Raw genomic sequence first — 18,049 nt, forward strand, 5'->3', positions numbered from 1 at the left:
TTTTCAATTCTTAATTTTTAATTTATGAAAAATGTCTGGACGTCTGCTTATTTCTTTTACGCCGAGCCTTGGGAAAATTTTCTGTCGAAAACAGTCCACCCTTTTATCCAAAATGTAATGAAAGAAAAATTGGCCGATCAGTTTTTCTTTATCCGTTATTGGGAAAAAGGCCCGCATATTCGGTTGCGCTTCAAAGGCGAAGATAATATTATCGAGAAGAAGCTTAAACCTTATTTAACGGATTATTTTACCGATTTTTTTAAAGCACGGCCATCTCAACGCTATGAGCCGGAATGGATAAAACAATTGCCGCCCGAAAAAGCATGGTTTCCCAATAACAGCATTCAATGGGTGGATTACGAACCGGAAATCGAGCGCTATAGCGGGCAAGCAGGAATACTCATTGCCGAAAAGCAATTCGAAATATCGTCAAAAGTGGTATTGTCCATTATCGAAGAAAACCGATCATGGAGTTATGACAGCGCTTTGGGCGCCGCAGTGCAATTGCATTTGGGTTTTGCTTATGCGATGGGTATGAGTCTTTATGAGGCGAAATATTTTTTTTCAGTGATTGCAGAGGGATGGATGTCCAGTGCGGTTGGACACAGTCTTTCGGCAGAAAATTTTCAGGAAAAAAAGAATGAAATTTTGAAGGTTTTTGAGGAACATTTTAATAAGCAGCAATCGGAGCTTATACCGTTTCAGCAAACTTTGTGGGAAGCGCTCATCGATCATGCCGATTTCGAGCAGGCATGGCTGAATGACTGGCTGCACGGTATGAAGGGTATTCTGACTGAATTGAACGGACTTTATTCAAAAAATAAATTGATCTTTCCAAAAAGTTTTAGAATCAATGACCAAATTGATGTTCCATCGAAACGCCAGTTATTGTGGTCGATCTGGACGAGTTATATTCACATGACCAATAACCGCTTGGGAATCCAAAATCAGGATGAAGCTTTTTTGGGATATTTACTCAAAAGGAGTTTGGAAATTTGGCTGAGCGGTGACACGCACTGCCTGTGGTAAGAAAAAACACAACAAAACTAAAAGGAGAGTGATGTCCCTTGAAGGTGTGACGTGATTTTAGCAGTTTAACAAATAACTAATTGTTTAACAATGGGGAAAATTATAATGGGAAGTTTCGTATTACAGTGATCGAGCCAGCAAGCATTGATCATTTATTAGTAATATGAACTTCCCGATATTAAGCTAATGAAAGCCAATAACATTAGCAATTCCCTGAATCTAAGGAGATTTCAGTCATGGGAAAGAAATTAAAACTCAAACTCGAAGACTTGAAAGTCCAGAGCTTCGTAACGGCAGCCAAATTCATTGTCGGTGGTTTATTGCCGACCCATCCGGATGCATGCGGTACGAATACTTGCCAGCAATATACTGAGGTTGGTTGTGGTCCTACAATTGGATGTGAGTCAGCCCAATGCGGCGATACTGTGGGGTGTACCTATGGCGGTGAATATACTCTGTGTGGTTCTATTTGCCAAAATACAGGGAATTGTACAACCGAAGCAACTGCACACACAGAATGTTCATGGCAGCAATGTTAACCAATCTGCGAGGTGTGGTAGTACTGCACCTCGCTATTTTTTAACCCATTGGTGTTTCTGTAATACACAGGCAATAAAGAAATGAAGTTATTAAATTTTCTATTTCTAGCGACTTTACTAATTGGAAGCGATATTGTTGCGCAAAAAAGCAATAATGAGAATTCTAACTACAAAAAAGTAATCGAACAATTAGATAGTTGTTTTCAAAAAAAATGCCTATCAGTAGACGAGCTAAAAAATTATGCTGCCGCGCATATTCATGAATATAAAATCAAACTCATCACTTGGCGCCTTTTCGATAGACTGAGCGATGGGCATTTAAAAAAAGCCGAAAAAGCACTGGATATGGCCTTTCAGATGGATTTAAAAGATAATGAGGCTTTGTTTCTTAAGGCCATTCTTGAAAAAGAAAAAGGAAATAATAATGCAGCAGAAATATTTAACAAGTTGATTGACAATGTCAAGAACACTTACGGGTTCAAAAAGCCGATAAATGAACTTGCAGAAATATTTTTTGAAGAAGATCGCTATAAGGAGCTAATCGAGCTATTATCAAAATACAAACATGACTCTGAAAGCTTTGAAATTTTTTTCAATTCTTTGATAGCTGATGGAGATGAAATAAAAACAACAAAAGTTTTTTACGAGATTTTAGAAAACGCCCGAGATTCATTATTCATAAATAGTTTTTACATGCAAGCAGAACCCATTGCTGAAAAAGATGAAACTGTAGCTTGGGCAGCTTTGAAATTGCCAAATGCAAAAATTTCTTTTTTAAAAAAATTCTGGCAAAAGCGAAATCCGACGTTAACTCGCGACAGTAATCCGCGGCTTGTCGAACACTATAAAAGGCTGCAGTACGCTCGACAATTTTATTATAAATTAGGAAATCCAGGTTATGACGACAGAGGATTGATCTATATTAGACGTGGGAAACCCGACCGATGGTATGTTAATGACGAATTAACAAATCTCTCTTGGGTATATGAGGATGATAAAAACCCTGCACATTTCGATTTTGTAAGTTCGGAATTTGGAGAGTATAAATTGGGTAATATCGGTGGTAGTGTTGTAGATCGAGCGCATCTGCATCCTTTTTATCAAAAAATGGCACAAAAATATTTAATGTGGAATTTGGCAGCATCAAGAGACAAAAAGCGGCTAATGGAAGAAATCAATCAGCAAATGTCTGCCGAACTTATTCGGATGGAATTTTATGAATCAAAGAAGATATCTTATATTTTTAGTCCCAATACGCCGCATCTTCCTGTCAATATACGTTTTGCTTCATTTAAGAAAACCATCGATACAACGACACTTGATATTTCTATCGCAATTCCTGTTTCAGAGTTAATATTTCATCAGAATCAATCGGAAATAACAGTGCGAATCAAAGCGTTTGACAGCGATTTTGTTGAACAAGAAACTCAAGGTAAAAATTTGACTTTAAGTTCACAATTTAAAAATGAGATGCATCTTGTTAGTGCATTTTCGCTGAAATTAAAGCCCAATCGTTATCGTATCGCTTTAGAGGTTGCTAATAATAATGAGGAGAAGCAAGGGATTTATTATTTCGATTTAGACGTACGTGATTTTCAAAGCAGAGAATTGATGGTGAGTGACATCGATTGGGCTACGCGAATAGAAAATTTAGACTATTACAGTGGCATAGTTAAAGAGCATGCAAATGTGAAGATAATTCCATATCCGTTTACCAAGTTCCAACATCATCAGACTCTGTCTTTGTATTACGAAATTTACAACCTGACTTTAGACAATAATGGCCATTCGCAATACGAAGTAAGCTACAGCATCAACCCCAAGAAGAATTTTTTTGGAAAATTATTCGGTGCTATCAAAAAATCAGTAAACATTACAACTCCCAAGCAAGGGTCCTCGATATTCGAATTTGAATATATCACTTTGGATTTAAGCAACCTAGAAAAAGGCGAGGCTGATTTCATATTGCGAGTTTACGACAAAATCTCAAAACAGCAGATAGATCATAGGGAAACTGTATTTATTGAGTAAATAATTATCCTATACCGGAAGGCAAGACGACATTAGAAGTCACAGTCAAAGACTTGACTTCGAATCAGGAGACGGTATCAAGGCTTGGATTGAATATTAGCAATGACGAAAAATAATGGTTCTGATAAAGAACCATTACAACGACAAATGCAAAACTAGTTATAGAAAGGAGGATGATGCGTTTTGAAGGTGTAAAGTGATTCACGCAGTTTTAGCTAAAGTAACAATTTTTTTTAACAGCAGGAAAAATATAAATGGGAAGTTACGTATTACGGTGATCGAGCCAGCAAGCATTGATCATTTATTAGTAATACGAACTCCCCATTGTGAAGCTAATGAAAACCAATAACATTAGCAATTCCTGAAAATTCAAGGAGATTTCAGTCATGGGTAAGAAATTAAAACTCAAACTCGAAGACTTGAAAGTACAGAGCTTTGTGACGGTAGCCAAGAAACGGATCATGGGAGGCGCTGAGCAGACATTGACCGGTTGTCCTGACCCAACCAATCCTAATCTTGGATGCACTGAGGTTGGGTGCGAAACGGCGCAAGTCAATTGTACAGGTCCAACTTATACAATTGATTTATGGTGCCAGACAGGTTTGTGTACATACCAGCCATGTCCAAGTCAAGGTTCAGACTGCACGATTGATTTAGCCTGTACCTGGTAAACGGTAATTACAAAAAGGAAAGCCTGTGTTCTGAACAGTTGAATTTAAGAGCCGGGCTTTCCCATTATTTAAAATAAATGAAAAATAATACAATTTGGAACCCGTCGTATTCATATTTTTAGAGTAAACTCAAAGATTGATAAACGGAAGGTCTGTAAAAAAAAATGATTCAATGGAATGAAAACAGACATTTACTTTTTTTATGTATTCTGTTTTTTTCATGTAGTGAAAAAAACATTTTACAATTAAAAATTGAAAAAATTGGTTATTGGAAGTTAAGCCCAAAGACTGTTGTCAAATTAAGTTATGATGCAAAACAAATTGCCGTCATTGACAGTGGCCAACTAGTATTGGTTGATATTCATGAGTTCAAAAATCAAACTCGGTTTATAGATGAATTAGCCATCATAGATGTCTGTTTTTCAAAAGATAACAAATATTTAATAACCCGGGATTCGGTTAGATTTAATGTATTCGATAGAGAGCATTTAACGCTGATACATCGAATTGATGTAGATTCTAATAAGCCAGCGTCGAATTTTAGTAATGTAGAAGCTTTTTCAGATACAACCATTTATACCTTAGTCGAAAAATTTGAATCGCCTGTTTATCGTAAACGAAGCGACAGGTTTTCATTATCTAAAATTGAGGTTTATGATGTGTTTCATAAAAAGACTATCGCTGTAATTTCCGACTCAACCGATCGAATTGTTTCGGTTAAAGCAAATTTTAAAACCGGAAAAGCGGTTACACTTTCAAACAACAATCAAATCAAAATATGGAACTTTAAAACCAATCAATTGGAAGCAGTGATATCAGAAAACATGTTTTCAATGTATAGACCCATAATCAGCCGCTTGGGGAAGTATATCGCCTATTTCGATATTAATAATAATATCACAATTTGGGATATTTCATTGAAAACAAAATTATCCTCATTCCATTTTCAAGAACCCTTCGTGTATAAAATTAGTGATAACATTTTTCTTACGGTGACAAGAGGGAGTATTGGCGTGCATGAGATTGCTAAGTCTGAGTTTGATGTGATTGAACTGACCAGCGTTTCTGAAGGAGGAAATATTTTTTTACAATTTTCGAATAGCACTGTGGAGGCTATGAAAATTTCAAACCAATTTTAAAATATTAGAGATTTTTTAATGAATCAAACCAGTAATAACAGTTCTTTAGAACTGGCGAGATTAAGTCGTTCTATTCTAGAAGCAGCGCAAGATGATATTTTCGGTATTAGCTGGAAGACGATGGCTTTACAAAACAGGATTATCAGTTGGAACACATCTGAAAGTTTATATTCAGGCACCGCGGGCATTGCACTTTTTTTATTAAACTATTATCGGCACTCCGGAAATCAGGAAAGCATTGAAGCTGTACGTAATGCGGCGAAATGGATCGAGCATCATTGCAAAGAATTGGACAGTGATTATTACGCCTTTTTTACCGGAAGAATGGGCATCCCATATTTTTTATTAGAATTGCATAAAGAAATACGCGATGAGAGCTTATTACATTCTGCAATTTCAATTGCCAAAAAAAGCAAAGTAATGTTGGCTTCAAACCAACATGTATGCGATTTGATCAATGGATTTTCGGGAACCCTGTTAGGGTTATTGCACGTGTATCATGCCACACGTTCAGATGATATCGAAGATTTAGCCGACAGATTTGCTGAGAAATTGATCGAAGAGTGTTGGGTTGCCGAACATGGAGTCTATTGGGACCGTTCAGAACAAACGATCCGAGGGCTTTGTGGATTTTCGCATGGCGCGGCCGGAATCGGTTTCGTTTTTCTTGAACTCGGGCGTTATTTTCAAAACGAAGCTTTTTATTGGTTAGCGAGAGAGGCGTTTAGATATGAGAATTGTTATTTCAATGCGCAATGGAACAACTGGCCGGATTTTCGCAAAGGGATTTGGTTTGAAAAAGACGCCGAAGAATTTGAAAAGGCGTACAAAAGTAATAATATCGATTTTTTTACAACGCCTAGGGATTTCAGCGCCTGGTGCCATGGAGCAGCCGGTATCGGTTTATCGCGTTTGCATGCATGGAAAGTTTTGGGAGACAAAGAATATTTTCATGATTATGAGAATGCTGTAAAGAAAGTTCGTTCAGTAGATTTAGTATCGCGGCCTCAACGTTCTTTTACTTTGTGTCATGGATCGGGCGGCAATGCCGATCTTCTGATTGAAGCCTATCGTTTAACCGGAAATGAGTCATACCTGCAGGATGCTTATCGAATTTCAGAACTGGCGCTTCAATCAAGGCAGGAAATAGGTAAGTACATCTCAGGGTTTGCTGATGCAGGCAAAGAAGAGGATTTAAGCCTTTTTATGGGGAATGCCGGTATCGGTTATTTTTATTTAAGATTATTAAATCCGGAGATCAAGTCAATTTTAATGCCCGTTGTTGAAAGTAATGGAGTCAAGCCCAATCCAAAATATAAAACGCTCAACATTTCTTTATCGCAATTACAAAAGCGAATGTGCGCGAAAATTTATCGGCGAACGACTTTTTTTATTGAACAATCGTTACCGGAATTTTTCAAAGAAAACAGTTCTTTGAATTCATGCTTACAGGATATAGAAAAGTTTTCTGTCCAAAATACAGACTCACGGTTAGATGAAGTCTTCAAAATTGAGAAAACAGCCAGAGAATTGAATTTAGCTGTCGAAAGTTTTGCTTTACTTGAAGCTGAGAATCAATACCGACCAAAAAATTATGACGGAGATACCAAGTTAAAACTATCGCCAAGAGTGAGGTTGCTTACTACCAATTCAAATGAATCATCAGAAAAATTCATTGTACTTTATGTTACAATAGAAGGCGTTAAAGAAACGCTTGTTGAACAATTCACTGGATTAGTTTTATCGGCTTTCAGCGAGCCTTGTTCATCGAAAGCCGCTTTAACTAAAATTTTCGATATGATTGAATCGGAAAACCATCACGAACTCAAACAGATCGTGATTCAGCAGATCAATGACGCTTTTTTAGCGGGGATATTAATTATTGCTGACACACATTTTTAAATTTACATGAGCAAACATACAATGATCTTTAACTTCCCATTTTCAAAACAGCTAGACCGTATGGATTGCGGGCCTACGTGTCTTCGCATGATCGCACGGCACTACGGCAAATCTTACCCCATTCAATATCTTCGTGAAAAATGCTTTATTACCAGAGAAGGCTCTTCGCTCCTTGGCATCAGCGATGCAGCCGAATCGATCGGTTTTCGGACGCTATCGATCAAAGTGAATTATGAAAAATTAGACGATGACGTACCGCTTCCATGTATCGTCCACTGGAACCAAAACCATTTTGTGGTAGTGTACAAGATAAACCGTAACAAAGTTTATGTAGCTGATCCGGCTCACGGGCTTTTGAAGTATAAGAAAGAAGAATTTCTTAAAAGCTGGCTCAGTGTAGAATCGAACGGCCGGCAGGAAGGCGTTGCACTTGTGTTGGAGCCTTCTCCCGATTTCTATCATGCCGATGAAGGTGTTACTCAAGACCGGACGAAAATGTCTTTTTTATTGACGTATCTCAAACCGTATAAAAAATTCTTTGTTCAGATATTTCTCAGCATGCTGATCGGCAGCCTTTTAGGCTTGATCTTTCCTTTTTTGACGCAAGCCATCGTCGATTTTGGAATCAATAATCAAAACATCGGATTTGTCTATACGATCTTAATCGCACAACTCATGCTTTTCACCGGCCGTACGGCCGTCGAATTTATCCGAAGCTGGATTTTCCTGCACATTGGAACACGAATCAACGTGACGATCATTTCGGATTTTTTGATCAAACTGATGAAATTGCCGATGCCATTTTTTGACACCAAAATGATCGGCGATTTATTGCAGCGCATCGGCGATCACACGCGCATCCAGCAGTTTCTTACTTCCACAACCATCAATTCGTTATTTGCCATCATCAATTTGTTGATCTTCGGCTTGGTGCTGGCCCTCTATAGCTCATACATTTTTGGCGTGTTTTTTATCGCATCGGTTTTATCCACGTCCTGGATACTTGTTTTCATGAAGAAAAGGAAAGAAATCGATTATAAACGATTCAATCAATTATCTCAAAATCAAAGCCAGTTGATCCAATTGATCACCGGTATGCAGGAAATCAAGCTCAATGGAGCGGAAAAACAAAAGCGATGGAATTGGGAAAATGTCCAGGCAAAGTTATTCAAAATCAGTGTCAGCTCTCTCACTTTAGATCAAACCCAGCAAGCGGGTATGCTCTTTATCAATGAAACGAAAAATATTTTCATATCTTTTCTTGCTGCAAAGGAAGTGATCGACGGCAACATGACTTTGGGCATGATGATGGCCGTGCAATATATCATCGGCCAATTGAACGCTCCTATCGGGCAATTAATCGGATTTGTTCAGACCGCTCAAGACGCCAAAATCAGTCTTGAACGTATGGGCGAGATTCACAACAAAAAAAACGAAGAAGACCCTGAGACGGCTGGTTTAAATGCGTTACCAACCGCTCGTACCATCAGTGTGAATAACTTGTCTTTTCAATATGAGGGACCGCATTCGGAATTTGTTCTCAAAGATATTTCATTAGCCGTACCGGAAGGAAAAGTGACGGCGATCGTTGGAACCAGTGGAAGCGGCAAAACGACGCTGATGAAATTATTTTTGAAGTTTTACGAGCCCGTTCAGGGGAATATTTTTTTGGGAGGAATTGATTTACAGAAAATAAGCGCCCGGCTTTGGCGCCAGAAATGCGGTGTGGTCATTCAAGACGGATTTATTTTCTCGGATACGATTGCCAATAATATCGCTCTCGGGCATGAACGCATCGATCGTCAACGCGTGGAGGAAGCGGCTCATATTGCCAATATTGACGATTTTATCGAAACGCTGCCTCTGGGTTACAACACAAAAATCGGTTCGGAAGGACACGGTCTAAGCCAGGGACAAAGGCAGCGGATTCTGATTGCAAGGGCTGTGTACAAAAATCCGGAATTTATCTTTTTTGATGAAGCGACCAGCGCGTTGGATGCTAATAATGAACGAACAATCATCGATAATCTGCAAAAATTCTTTCAAGGAAAAACCGTTGTGGTGATTGCCCACCGGCTCAGCACGGTCAAGAACGCCGATCAAATTATCGTTTTGGAAAAAGGCCGGTTGATCGAGTCGGGAAGCCACTCCGAATTGGCCGACATTCGCGGCGCCTATTTTCATCTCGTGAAAAATCAATTGGAATTGGGAAGTTAAACTCGGGTGTTGAAAATTGAATTTAGTGAGTAAGTGGTATAGTCTTCGTCAGAGCTATTGACGAAGAAAATAAAAAAACTAAATCTTCGAAAGGAGCGTGATGTCCCTTGAAGGTGTGAAGTGATTTCAGCAGTTATCATAAACTAATTCATTAACAACGGGGAAAATTATAAAGGGAAGTTACGTATTACCGTGATCGAGCCTCGCTGGGTTTTGATCATTTAAGTAATACGAACTTCCCGATATTAAGCTAATGAAAACATCTAACATTAGCAATTCCCCGAGAATATTGGAGATTAAAAATGGGAAAGAAATTAAAACTCAAACTCGAAGACTTGAAAGTCCAAAGCTTCGTGACATCGTCCAAGAAACAGTTATTAGGGGGCGCAGAACCGACGTTGACAGGCTGTCCCGATCCAACCAATCCTAATCTTGGCTGTACGGAAGCTGGCTGTCCCACCATGCAAGTTGCGTGTGGTGGTGGAACTGAATTCACATGTACCGGAATCTATGATTGCCGGACTGAAGCATGCTCTTATCAACAGTCTGGCTGTGGAACCTGTTATACGGATTGCGCTTGTCAAACAGGCGGCGGAACTGCGTGTTATTAGGTTGCAAATAACTGATAATGGGATTCCATTGCAAAATGGAATCCCACTTTTTAAGGGGTAAATAATTTTATGAAGTATTATTTTTTTGTAATCGTCTATTTGTTTTTATCAATTAACAGATCAATTTATTCTCAACAGGACTCAAATTTGACTGTTCAAGAACTTGAAACACAAGCAGCTTCGGGCAATCGAGAAATCAGGTTACAACTGGCTCATCACTACCTGAAAAGCGAACAATTTGACAAAATCGTTCAGCTTTATAAAACTGATTACAAAAAAAAGCAGTGCACTTCCGATGAATATAAGATTTACGCCATTGCGCGTTTGCAAAGTTACAGAAATCTCGTTATTACGCGTAAATTAATTGATCGCTTGATTGGCGATGATTTACGCCATGCCAAATTAGCGTTGGCTGAAGCCTTAAAACTTGACGGCCATGACATAGAAGCAAAATTTTTTACGGGTGTATTGAATCGGATTATTGGAAAAGATGAAGAGGCATTAAAAATCCTTTACGACGTTTTTGAGGAAGACTGCAATTATCAAACGTATGCGTTCACCGAGGTCGCATCTGAACTCAGTCTCATTTTTATAAAAAAGGGCGATTATGATGCGGTAAAAAAATTGCATGAAAAACAGCTTACTACTTATCCGAAAGACGCATGGTCTAAAATACAATTGGCCGTAGCCTATGGCGAATTAGATAGCGCCGATATTATGATGAAACTATTTTTCGAAGGACTTGATCAATTGATCGATCAGAAACAACTGTTTCAATTGTTTGAAGATTGTTCTATCATAGCAACAACAGATGAGAAAAAAAATTGGAAAGAATTGAATACAAACAATGATAAAAAAGATTTTTTAAGAAGTTTTTGGAAAAAACGCGATCCTAATCCATTTGACGATATCAACGAAGCATTAATTCAATATTTTAAACGTGTCCATTACGCTAAAGCTATGTATCCAAAACCTCAATCCCCTGGATTTGACGATCGGGGACTGATTTATGTGAGGTTTGGAAAACCGGATTATATTTTTTATGGGAGCAGCGATGTCAATATTCGCGAAAACGAATCATGGATTTATTATAACCTCGAAGGAGGCCTGCATTTTGATTTTGTCCTAATCGGGACTTCCTATGAATTGCGCCCTCTTGGCGATGCCTCGATCATGACTCAAGCGATCATGGGTGAAAAGAAATTATCCGATTTGTATAGAGAACGAAGTCATCTGGATCCTTATTACACAAACATTCAATTTAAATTCGAAACGGGCCGCTACAATTCGTCAACGATTGAAAGCAGTTTTGAGTACCGGCGGGATTATGAAAAAATGTTGGAGTATTCTCAAAAACAATATTTTGCGTTTAATTCGTCCACAGCGCCCCTTTTTGTTAATACACGATATGCAACATTTAAAGACTCCGATCAGAAATCACGGTTGGATTTTTATTATATATTGCCTTATTCACAAATGAATTTTTTAGACACGCTTGGAGCTTTTAAATGGTCAAAGAATTTTGCTGCTATAAAAATCTTTGATTATAAAAATTATCGTGACGTTGTAACACTGGAGCGGGAGAATCTGATTTTTGCAGATAGTATGCAGCAAAAAACTTACGGTTTGGTTGACGAATTCCGGTATTCTTTAAATCCAGGAAAATATATCCTTGCCTTTCAAATCAGTAACAATGACAAACAAAAATTCAATGTGTTCCAATATGAAGTGTTTGTCAGAGATTACTCTGCGGATACATTGACTATCAGTGACATTCAATTGGCGGCATTTATAAGCGAAAACGATTCGACACAAATTCAGTTTATCAAACCCCATTCGGCCGTAAAAGTAATACCCAATGCAGCGGCTCATATTACGCGTTCATTGCCGTTGTCGATTTATTTTGAGATTTACAATCTGACGCTCGATAATGACGGACGCAATTCATATGAAATATCCTATCGGTTCAAACAGCCAGAAAATTCAAGGAGCGGTTTATTCGCCAGAATTAAAAAATTATTTATTAACGAAAAAAAATCTTCTATTGCTTCAACGACGATGTTGAGCGGTAATTCTACTACAGAAAGGTCATACATTAGTTTGGATGTCAGCGAATTGAATGGAGGGCTCATCGATTTGGAAATTCGCGTCAAAGACCTGATTACCAATATAGAAACTTATTCTAACGTTGAGTTAAATTTAGTGGATAAGAAGAAATGAAAAACCATATTTCTACGTTGCAATCCGAACAAACAAAAAGTGATGAAATTCAAGAAGTGTTGCACTTCGTTCCATCCTGGACGATCCGTTGGGGCATTACGGCTATTTTTTTTACCGTTTTGATGATTATATGTGTAGCTTGGTACATTCGCTATCCGGATATGGTTACATCACGCATTACTTTGACCAGCGTCTCTCCCCCCGTCACACTCATCGCCCGCACCAACGGTAAACTAACCGAATTAAATGTCCATGACGGCGATTCCGTTTATACCGGATCCGTCCTCGCTGTGATTGAAAATTCTTCCAATTCTTCGGAAGTATCAGCGCTAAAAGAACAACTAATCCGATTTAAACCTTATTTGGATAATCCTCTCGATGTCCGTTTTGAATTTAACCGCTTCTATCAGTTAGGCGAACTTCAAACGCCGTATTCGGAACTTCTTCGCAAGTGGGAAGATTACAAATCTTTTCATTCTTTTAACTACCATCCCCGTAAAATCCAAACGATCAGGACACAGATCACCGTGTTGAATGAACTCAACAGCCGGTTAGAAAAACAAAAAAACTTATTGGAGGAAGAGGTCAAGCTCGCTGAGAAAAATCTTAACACCGGAAAAAGCCTTCGTGAAAAAGGAGTCGCCTCGGAAATCGAGCTATCCAATTACGAAAGCATTTATCTTCAGAAAAAATACGGTTATGAAAACGCCGAAGCTTCGCTAATCAACAATGCGCTCCAAATCTCGGAATATGAAAAAAATATATTGGATCTGACACGCCAATTTGAAGAGGAGAAACTATCCAAAACGGTGGGCATGCAGGAAGCGTATAAATTCCTTCTTGCGTCAATCGATAATTGGGAACAGCGCTACGTATTGAAAGCGCCTATTGGCGGCAAAGTTTCATTTTTCAAAGTGTGGAGCGTCAATCAATATGTACAAGCCAATGATCTCGTTTTTACCATTGTCGGAGATCACGCAACGCCGATAGGTAAAATTTATCTTCAGACGGCAGGATTGGGCAAAATTAAAGAAGGCCAAAAAGTTCAGATTAAGCTGGATAATTACCCCTATCATGAATTTGGGGTCTTAAACGGTACGGTCGAATCTATTGCACCGGTGGCGACGAATAATGAGTATGCAATCAATATCGCTCTTGCACCGGAGAATAGGACAACTTATCACAAAGCCATTACTTTTTCGGAAGGTATGCAAGGCACGGCTGAAATTATCACCGATGACTTGAGATTGCTCGAAAGAATTTTTTATCAAATGCGAGCGTTGACTTCATCGAACTAACCTCATTTTTAAATTCCGCAATTTTAAATTCTGCAATCTACTTTGTGATTTTATGCACGAAGTATATGTTTTCTCAAAACATACTTGCTATTCAGTTCTTACAATTGTACTTTAGGCCACGATTGTCTGTTGACAGATTTTCGTTATAATTTTGAGATTATTGACCTCACGTTTAGATCACTAAACGTGTTATTTTAAAAGGATGATTTACATGGATCTGTTTTCAACCATTGTCACGGTCGGTGGCGGCGTGGTGATGTTTATTACCGGTTGGCTTTTAGCAAAATATGTCGGAAAAAATAAAGTTTCTGAAATCAGAAAAATCGCTGAAAATACCGTGCGAGACGCTCATCGTGAAGCCGAAAATATTAAAAAAGACGCGCAGGTAAAATCCAAAGAGCGCTGGCATCAATTCAAAATGAAAATCACCAGCGAGACCGAAGAACGCGAGAAAAAACTCCGTCAATATGAGAACCGGCTGGCCAATCGCGAGCGCGATGTCAAACAGCGGATGAATGTGTATTTAGAAAAAGAACAAAAGCTTTTGCAGGATCAAAAAGCTCTACAAACGCAGGAAGAAAAGATTAAAACTAAAGAATCGCAAGCCGAAGAATTGATCCGGCAGCAAATGGAAAAATTGGAAAAAATCACAAGCCTGTCGCAGGAAGAAGCCAAGCGTCTTTTCCTCGAAAACATAGCCAAACGTGCTCAGAAAGAAGCGGCTGAACTGATGCTTCAAATCAAATCGGAAGCGCAGCAGAAAGCAAATTTTGAGGCTAAATGGATTTTATCCGATACCATTCAGCGTTTAGCATCGGATCACACTTCCGAGACGACGCTGACGACGGTCGATTTGCCCAACGAAAAAATCAAAGGTGCGATCATCGGTCGCGAAGGCCGCAATATTAAAACGTTTGAACAAGTTACCGGCGTCAAAGTCATCATCGATGACACACCGGAAGTGGTTGTATTGTCAGGCTTCGATCCGGTTAAACGCGAAATTGCGCGCGTGGCGATGTCGAAACTTGTTGAAAATCCCAACATTCAGCCCGAATATATCGAAGACGTCGTCGAACGCGCACGCAAGCAGATCGAGAATTTGATGAATAAAGCAGCGGACGAAGTTTTGAACAGCCTGAATCTGAAAAACGTTGCTCCGGAAATGAGGCAATTGCTCGGTCGGTTGAAATACCGTACCAGCTACGGCCAAAATGTTTTACAGCACTCTAAAGAAGTAGCGCTTCTTGCCGGTGCAATGGCCGCCGAATTAGGTTATGACGTTCAACTGGCTCGCCGTGCAGGTTTATTTCATGATATCGGAAAAGCGGTCAGCAGCGATACGGAAGGTAGCCACGTCACGATCGGGGTTGACGTCACGACGCGTTGTAAAGAACACGAAATCGTTGTCAATTCTGTTTTGGCGCATCATGATGAGGCCGAGCCGATTCACCCGATTTCTCAATTAGTGACGGCCGCGGATATCATCAGCGGATCCCGTCCCGGTGCGCGTCGCGAACCGCTCGAAGCGTATGGCGCTCGTATCGAAAAACTGGAACAAATCGCCACGCAATTCGAGGGTGTATCGAAAGTCTACGCCATTTATGCAGGACGAGAAATCCGGATTGTGGTTGAAGCGGACAAAATCGATGATGCACAGTCTGCTATGTTAAGTTCGAATGTAGCAAATAAAATTCAAAGCGAAATGCAGTATCCGGGACAAATCAAAGTGGTCGTTATTCGTGAGCGGCGCGTGGTTCGTTATACCAATAGCTCATCACCGACCGTTGATGAAACGCGTGTAGACGAAAATATTGCCAACGATACAGAAACGATTCCAAACGCCTGATACTGGAATTTAGAGATAAAAAGGGTTGCAAATTCCGTCTGTTTTGACTTAAATTGATGTGGTTTCTCCTACATTTCTGCATCTATAAAATTCTGCACCTAGAACGACTTTTGAACTAACAGTTAGAAACTATCGGAGACTTGTCATGAAAAAGACTTTTACTGCTTATTTGACACTTGAAGACAATGCCAGTCTGCTCAAACAATTTACCTTCATCGTTTGTTTTTCATTACTTACTGCTGCCGGTGCATGGGTGACTTTACCGTTATCACTTTCTCCAATACCTATTACTTTGCAAACATTGGTTGTATCGTTGGCCGGCGCTGTCTTAGGCGCAAAGCGCGGAGCGTTGAGTCAATTGATGTATATCGGTTATGGTATCTGCGGTTTACCCGTATTTGCAGGCGGACTGACATCGATTGCCATTGTATTAGGACCGAGCGGCGGTTACCTGATCGGTTTTCCTGTAGCAGCATTCTTAACAGGTATGCTGGTTTCGGACAAGAAAAATATTTTATGGAATTTGGGCGCAATATTGATCGGCAGTTTGCCGGTCCTTTTGTTCGGCACTCTCCAGTTAAGCCTTTTTACCGCGGGCAATTTAAGTGAAGCTTTTGCCATAGGATTCGTTCCGTTCATCGCCGGAGATTTTATTAAATGCGCAGTCGTGGCATTGATCCTTTCCGGCAAACAAAAATTGATTCAATAAATTTATCTTCTCGAAGTGTTATAAGAGAGGTTTTGACCATGATCAATGGCGACATTTCCGAAACGATCAAATATTCCGATAGCGAGCACATCAATTCTCTGCTCAATGAAATCGGTGAAAAGCTGCGTTCCAGCGGCTTTTATAATGAAGCTCTGGAAGCTACTTTATCCGAAATATTGCAATCGGTGAAGACGTTTACCGAACAGCAGTTCTTGCTGAAAAGTAAACTTACTCGTATCGGATCAGCGCTTTCAGCCGAAAGAAATCTGGATGCGCTTTTGGAAATGATCGTCGTCGAAGCGATGAATTTTACTAATGCGGATGGCGGAACGTTATATATCAAGACTCCTGACGAACGCCATATTGAATTTAAAATCATGCGTACGCGTTCAAAGAATTTTTTCATGGGTGGTACCAGCGGAAAGAAAATACCTTTTCCACCTGTTAAATTATATCTGGACGACGGCAAACCCAATGAGCAGCAAGTTTCAGCTCATGTAGCATTGACGGGTAAAACAGTCAATATTCCTGACGTGTACGAAGTGGAAGGATTCAACTTCCAGGGCACCAAAGCTTTTGATGCGAATAATAACTATCGTTCGAAATCGATGATTGTGGTTGCTATGCGTAACCATGAAAACGAAATCATTGGCGTTCTGCAATTACTCAACGCGATGGACAATAACAACGTTACAATTTCGTTTTCAAGTGAATTTCAGGAACTGATCGAATCACTGGCATCACAGGCTGCGGTCGCTATTACCAATACGGCGCTGATTCATGAATTGCGAGCTTTATTGGACGCTTTTATTCAGGTTATCGCGGCTGCCATCGACGAAAAATCACCGTATACGGGCGGTCACATCCGTCGCGTTGCCGAACTGACGTCGCAAATTGCACGCAATATGAGTGATATAGACGACGGCAAGTATAAAGATTTTCATATGAATGAAGATGAGCATAATGAACTCCGGATCGCAGGCTGGATGCACGATATAGGTAAAATCACTACGCCAGAATATGTTGTCGATAAGGCCACTAAACTTGAAACGATTTATGATCGTGTCAATACGGTGATCACTAAGTTCGAATTGCTCCGCCGCCAGGAAGAAGAGGACTATCTTAAAACCAAACAAAAACTTGAGAAGTCCAAAGCTAAAGACAGCCGGAAGAAATTATTGGATTTGAAAAAAGCTTACAATGCAAGACTGGCGCAAGTTAACGAGGATTGTGAATTTATCAAAACCTGCAACATCGGCGGCGAATTTATGGAAGACGCAAAAATTGATCGCGTCAAGAAAATTGCCGCTCAAAAATTACGAATTGGCTCTGAGGAAATTCCTTTTCTTACCGACAATGAAGTCTACAATCTTTCCATTCGCCGTGGAACGCTTACCGAAGAAGAACGTAAAAAAATTCAAGATCACGTTGTGGTTACGATCAAAATGTTGCAGCAATTGCCATGGCCTAAAAAGCTTCGCCGTGTCACCGAATGGGCCGGCGGTCACCATGAAAAACTGGATGGCACCGGATATCCTAATGGTTTAACGGCCAAAGATCTTTCGACACAAGCCCGCATCATGGCCGTTGCCGATATTTTTGAAGCCTTGACAGCCGCCGACCGTCCGTATAAACCGGGTAAAAAAATCTCCGAATGTATCAAAATTCTTACGTTTATGGTCAAGGACAATCATATTGATAAAGACATCGTCGACTTTTTTATCAAATCCGGATTAGCACAGGATTATGCTCGGCGTGAACTAAAAGACTACCAACTTGACACGTTTGTATACGATGGCGTCGAGTATGATTGTCGTCGCCCTGTGCAGTAGGTTAT

The 18,049-nt window shown here is 39.7% G+C and carries 13 protein-coding genes; all 13 read left to right on the forward strand.

Translation table 11 applies throughout. The annotated features are described in order from the left end of the window. Positions 1 to 24: 24 nt before the first annotated feature. The 13 genes from K1X84_00975 to K1X84_01035 all read left to right on the forward strand — a co-directional run bounded on the left by K1X84_00975 (position 25) and on the right by K1X84_01035 (position 18,044). Positions 25 to 1,029, forward strand: a complete 1,005-nt coding sequence (locus K1X84_00975; protein MBX7150181.1) for a hypothetical protein — start codon at positions 25 to 27, stop codon at positions 1,027 to 1,029. Between the two features lie 236 nt (positions 1,030 to 1,265). After that, positions 1,266 to 1,568, forward strand: a complete 303-nt coding sequence (locus K1X84_00980) for a pinensin family lanthipeptide (GenBank protein ID MBX7150182.1) — start codon at positions 1,266 to 1,268, stop codon at positions 1,566 to 1,568. 81 nt (positions 1,569 to 1,649) lie between these two features. After that, on the forward strand, positions 1,650 to 3,599 hold the full coding sequence (locus K1X84_00985; GenBank protein MBX7150183.1) for a GWxTD domain-containing protein: 1,950 nt from the start codon (positions 1,650 to 1,652) through the stop codon (positions 3,597 to 3,599). Between the two features lie 419 nt (positions 3,600 to 4,018). Continuing rightward, positions 4,019 to 4,270 (forward strand): hypothetical protein, encoded by a 252-nt coding sequence (locus K1X84_00990; protein ID MBX7150184.1) that lies wholly within the window; start codon positions 4,019 to 4,021, stop codon positions 4,268 to 4,270. 164 nt (positions 4,271 to 4,434) lie between these two features. Then, on the forward strand, positions 4,435 to 5,409 hold the full coding sequence (locus K1X84_00995) for a WD40 repeat domain-containing protein (protein MBX7150185.1): 975 nt from the start codon (positions 4,435 to 4,437) through the stop codon (positions 5,407 to 5,409). Between the two features lie 18 nt (positions 5,410 to 5,427). After that, positions 5,428 to 7,311 carry a hypothetical protein gene (locus K1X84_01000; protein ID MBX7150186.1) on the forward strand — a complete coding sequence of 628 codons (1,884 nt, stop codon included), beginning with the start codon at positions 5,428 to 5,430 and terminating at the stop codon, positions 7,309 to 7,311. A 21-nt stretch (positions 7,312 to 7,332) separates the two neighbouring features. Continuing rightward, positions 7,333 to 9,528, forward strand: a complete 2,196-nt coding sequence (locus K1X84_01005) for a peptidase domain-containing ABC transporter (GenBank protein ID MBX7150187.1) — start codon at positions 7,333 to 7,335, stop codon at positions 9,526 to 9,528. Between the two features lie 302 nt (positions 9,529 to 9,830). Then, positions 9,831 to 10,139, forward strand: a complete 309-nt coding sequence (locus tag K1X84_01010; GenBank protein ID MBX7150188.1) for a pinensin family lanthipeptide — start codon at positions 9,831 to 9,833, stop codon at positions 10,137 to 10,139. A 147-nt stretch (positions 10,140 to 10,286) separates the two neighbouring features. Next, complete coding sequence (locus K1X84_01015; protein ID MBX7150189.1) at positions 10,287 to 12,359, forward strand: GWxTD domain-containing protein; 2,073 nt, start codon at positions 10,287 to 10,289, stop codon at positions 12,357 to 12,359. Then, positions 12,356 to 13,657 carry an HlyD family secretion protein gene (locus tag K1X84_01020; protein MBX7150190.1) on the forward strand — a complete coding sequence of 434 codons (1,302 nt, stop codon included), beginning with the start codon at positions 12,356 to 12,358 and terminating at the stop codon, positions 13,655 to 13,657. The genes K1X84_01015 and K1X84_01020 overlap by 4 nt, the downstream gene beginning before the upstream one ends. Positions 13,658 to 13,868: 211 nt before the next feature. Further along, positions 13,869 to 15,503 carry a ribonuclease Y gene (gene rny / locus K1X84_01025; GenBank protein MBX7150191.1) on the forward strand — a complete coding sequence of 545 codons (1,635 nt, stop codon included), beginning with the start codon at positions 13,869 to 13,871 and terminating at the stop codon, positions 15,501 to 15,503. Between the two features lie 145 nt (positions 15,504 to 15,648). Further along, on the forward strand, positions 15,649 to 16,212 hold the full coding sequence (locus K1X84_01030) for a biotin transporter BioY (protein MBX7150192.1): 564 nt from the start codon (positions 15,649 to 15,651) through the stop codon (positions 16,210 to 16,212). 38 nt (positions 16,213 to 16,250) lie between these two features. Continuing rightward, positions 16,251 to 18,044, forward strand: a complete 1,794-nt coding sequence (locus tag K1X84_01035; GenBank protein ID MBX7150193.1) for an HD domain-containing protein — start codon at positions 16,251 to 16,253, stop codon at positions 18,042 to 18,044. Positions 18,045 to 18,049 lie beyond the last annotated feature (5 nt).

The sequence above is a fragment of the bacterium genome (genome assembly GCA_019695335.1).
GTDB lineage: Bacteria > CLD3 > CLD3 > SB21 > SB21 > JABWBZ01.

Excerpts from the sequence above, each read along its gene's own strand:
- K1X84_00985 (MBX7150183.1), top strand. The coding sequence starts at position 1,650 with ATGAAGTTATTAAATTTTCTATTTCTAGCGACTTTACTAATTGGAAGC.
- K1X84_01005 (MBX7150187.1), top strand. The coding sequence starts at position 7,333 with ATGATCTTTAACTTCCCATTTTCAAAACAGCTAGACCGTATGGATTGC.
- K1X84_00980 (MBX7150182.1), top strand. The coding sequence starts at position 1,266 with ATGGGAAAGAAATTAAAACTCAAACTCGAAGACTTGAAAGTCCAGAGC.
- K1X84_00995 (MBX7150185.1), top strand. The coding sequence starts at position 4,435 with ATGATTCAATGGAATGAAAACAGACATTTACTTTTTTTATGTATTCTG.
- K1X84_01000 (MBX7150186.1), top strand. The coding sequence starts at position 5,428 with ATGAATCAAACCAGTAATAACAGTTCTTTAGAACTGGCGAGATTAAGT.
- K1X84_01035 (MBX7150193.1), top strand. The coding sequence starts at position 16,251 with ATGATCAATGGCGACATTTCCGAAACGATCAAATATTCCGATAGCGAG.
- K1X84_00975 (MBX7150181.1), top strand. The coding sequence starts at position 25 with ATGAAAAATGTCTGGACGTCTGCTTATTTCTTTTACGCCGAGCCTTGG.
- K1X84_01030 (MBX7150192.1), top strand. The coding sequence starts at position 15,649 with ATGAAAAAGACTTTTACTGCTTATTTGACACTTGAAGACAATGCCAGT.
- K1X84_01010 (MBX7150188.1), top strand. The coding sequence starts at position 9,831 with ATGGGAAAGAAATTAAAACTCAAACTCGAAGACTTGAAAGTCCAAAGC.
- K1X84_01020 (MBX7150190.1), top strand. The coding sequence starts at position 12,356 with ATGAAAAACCATATTTCTACGTTGCAATCCGAACAAACAAAAAGTGAT.
- rny (MBX7150191.1), top strand. The coding sequence starts at position 13,869 with ATGGATCTGTTTTCAACCATTGTCACGGTCGGTGGCGGCGTGGTGATG.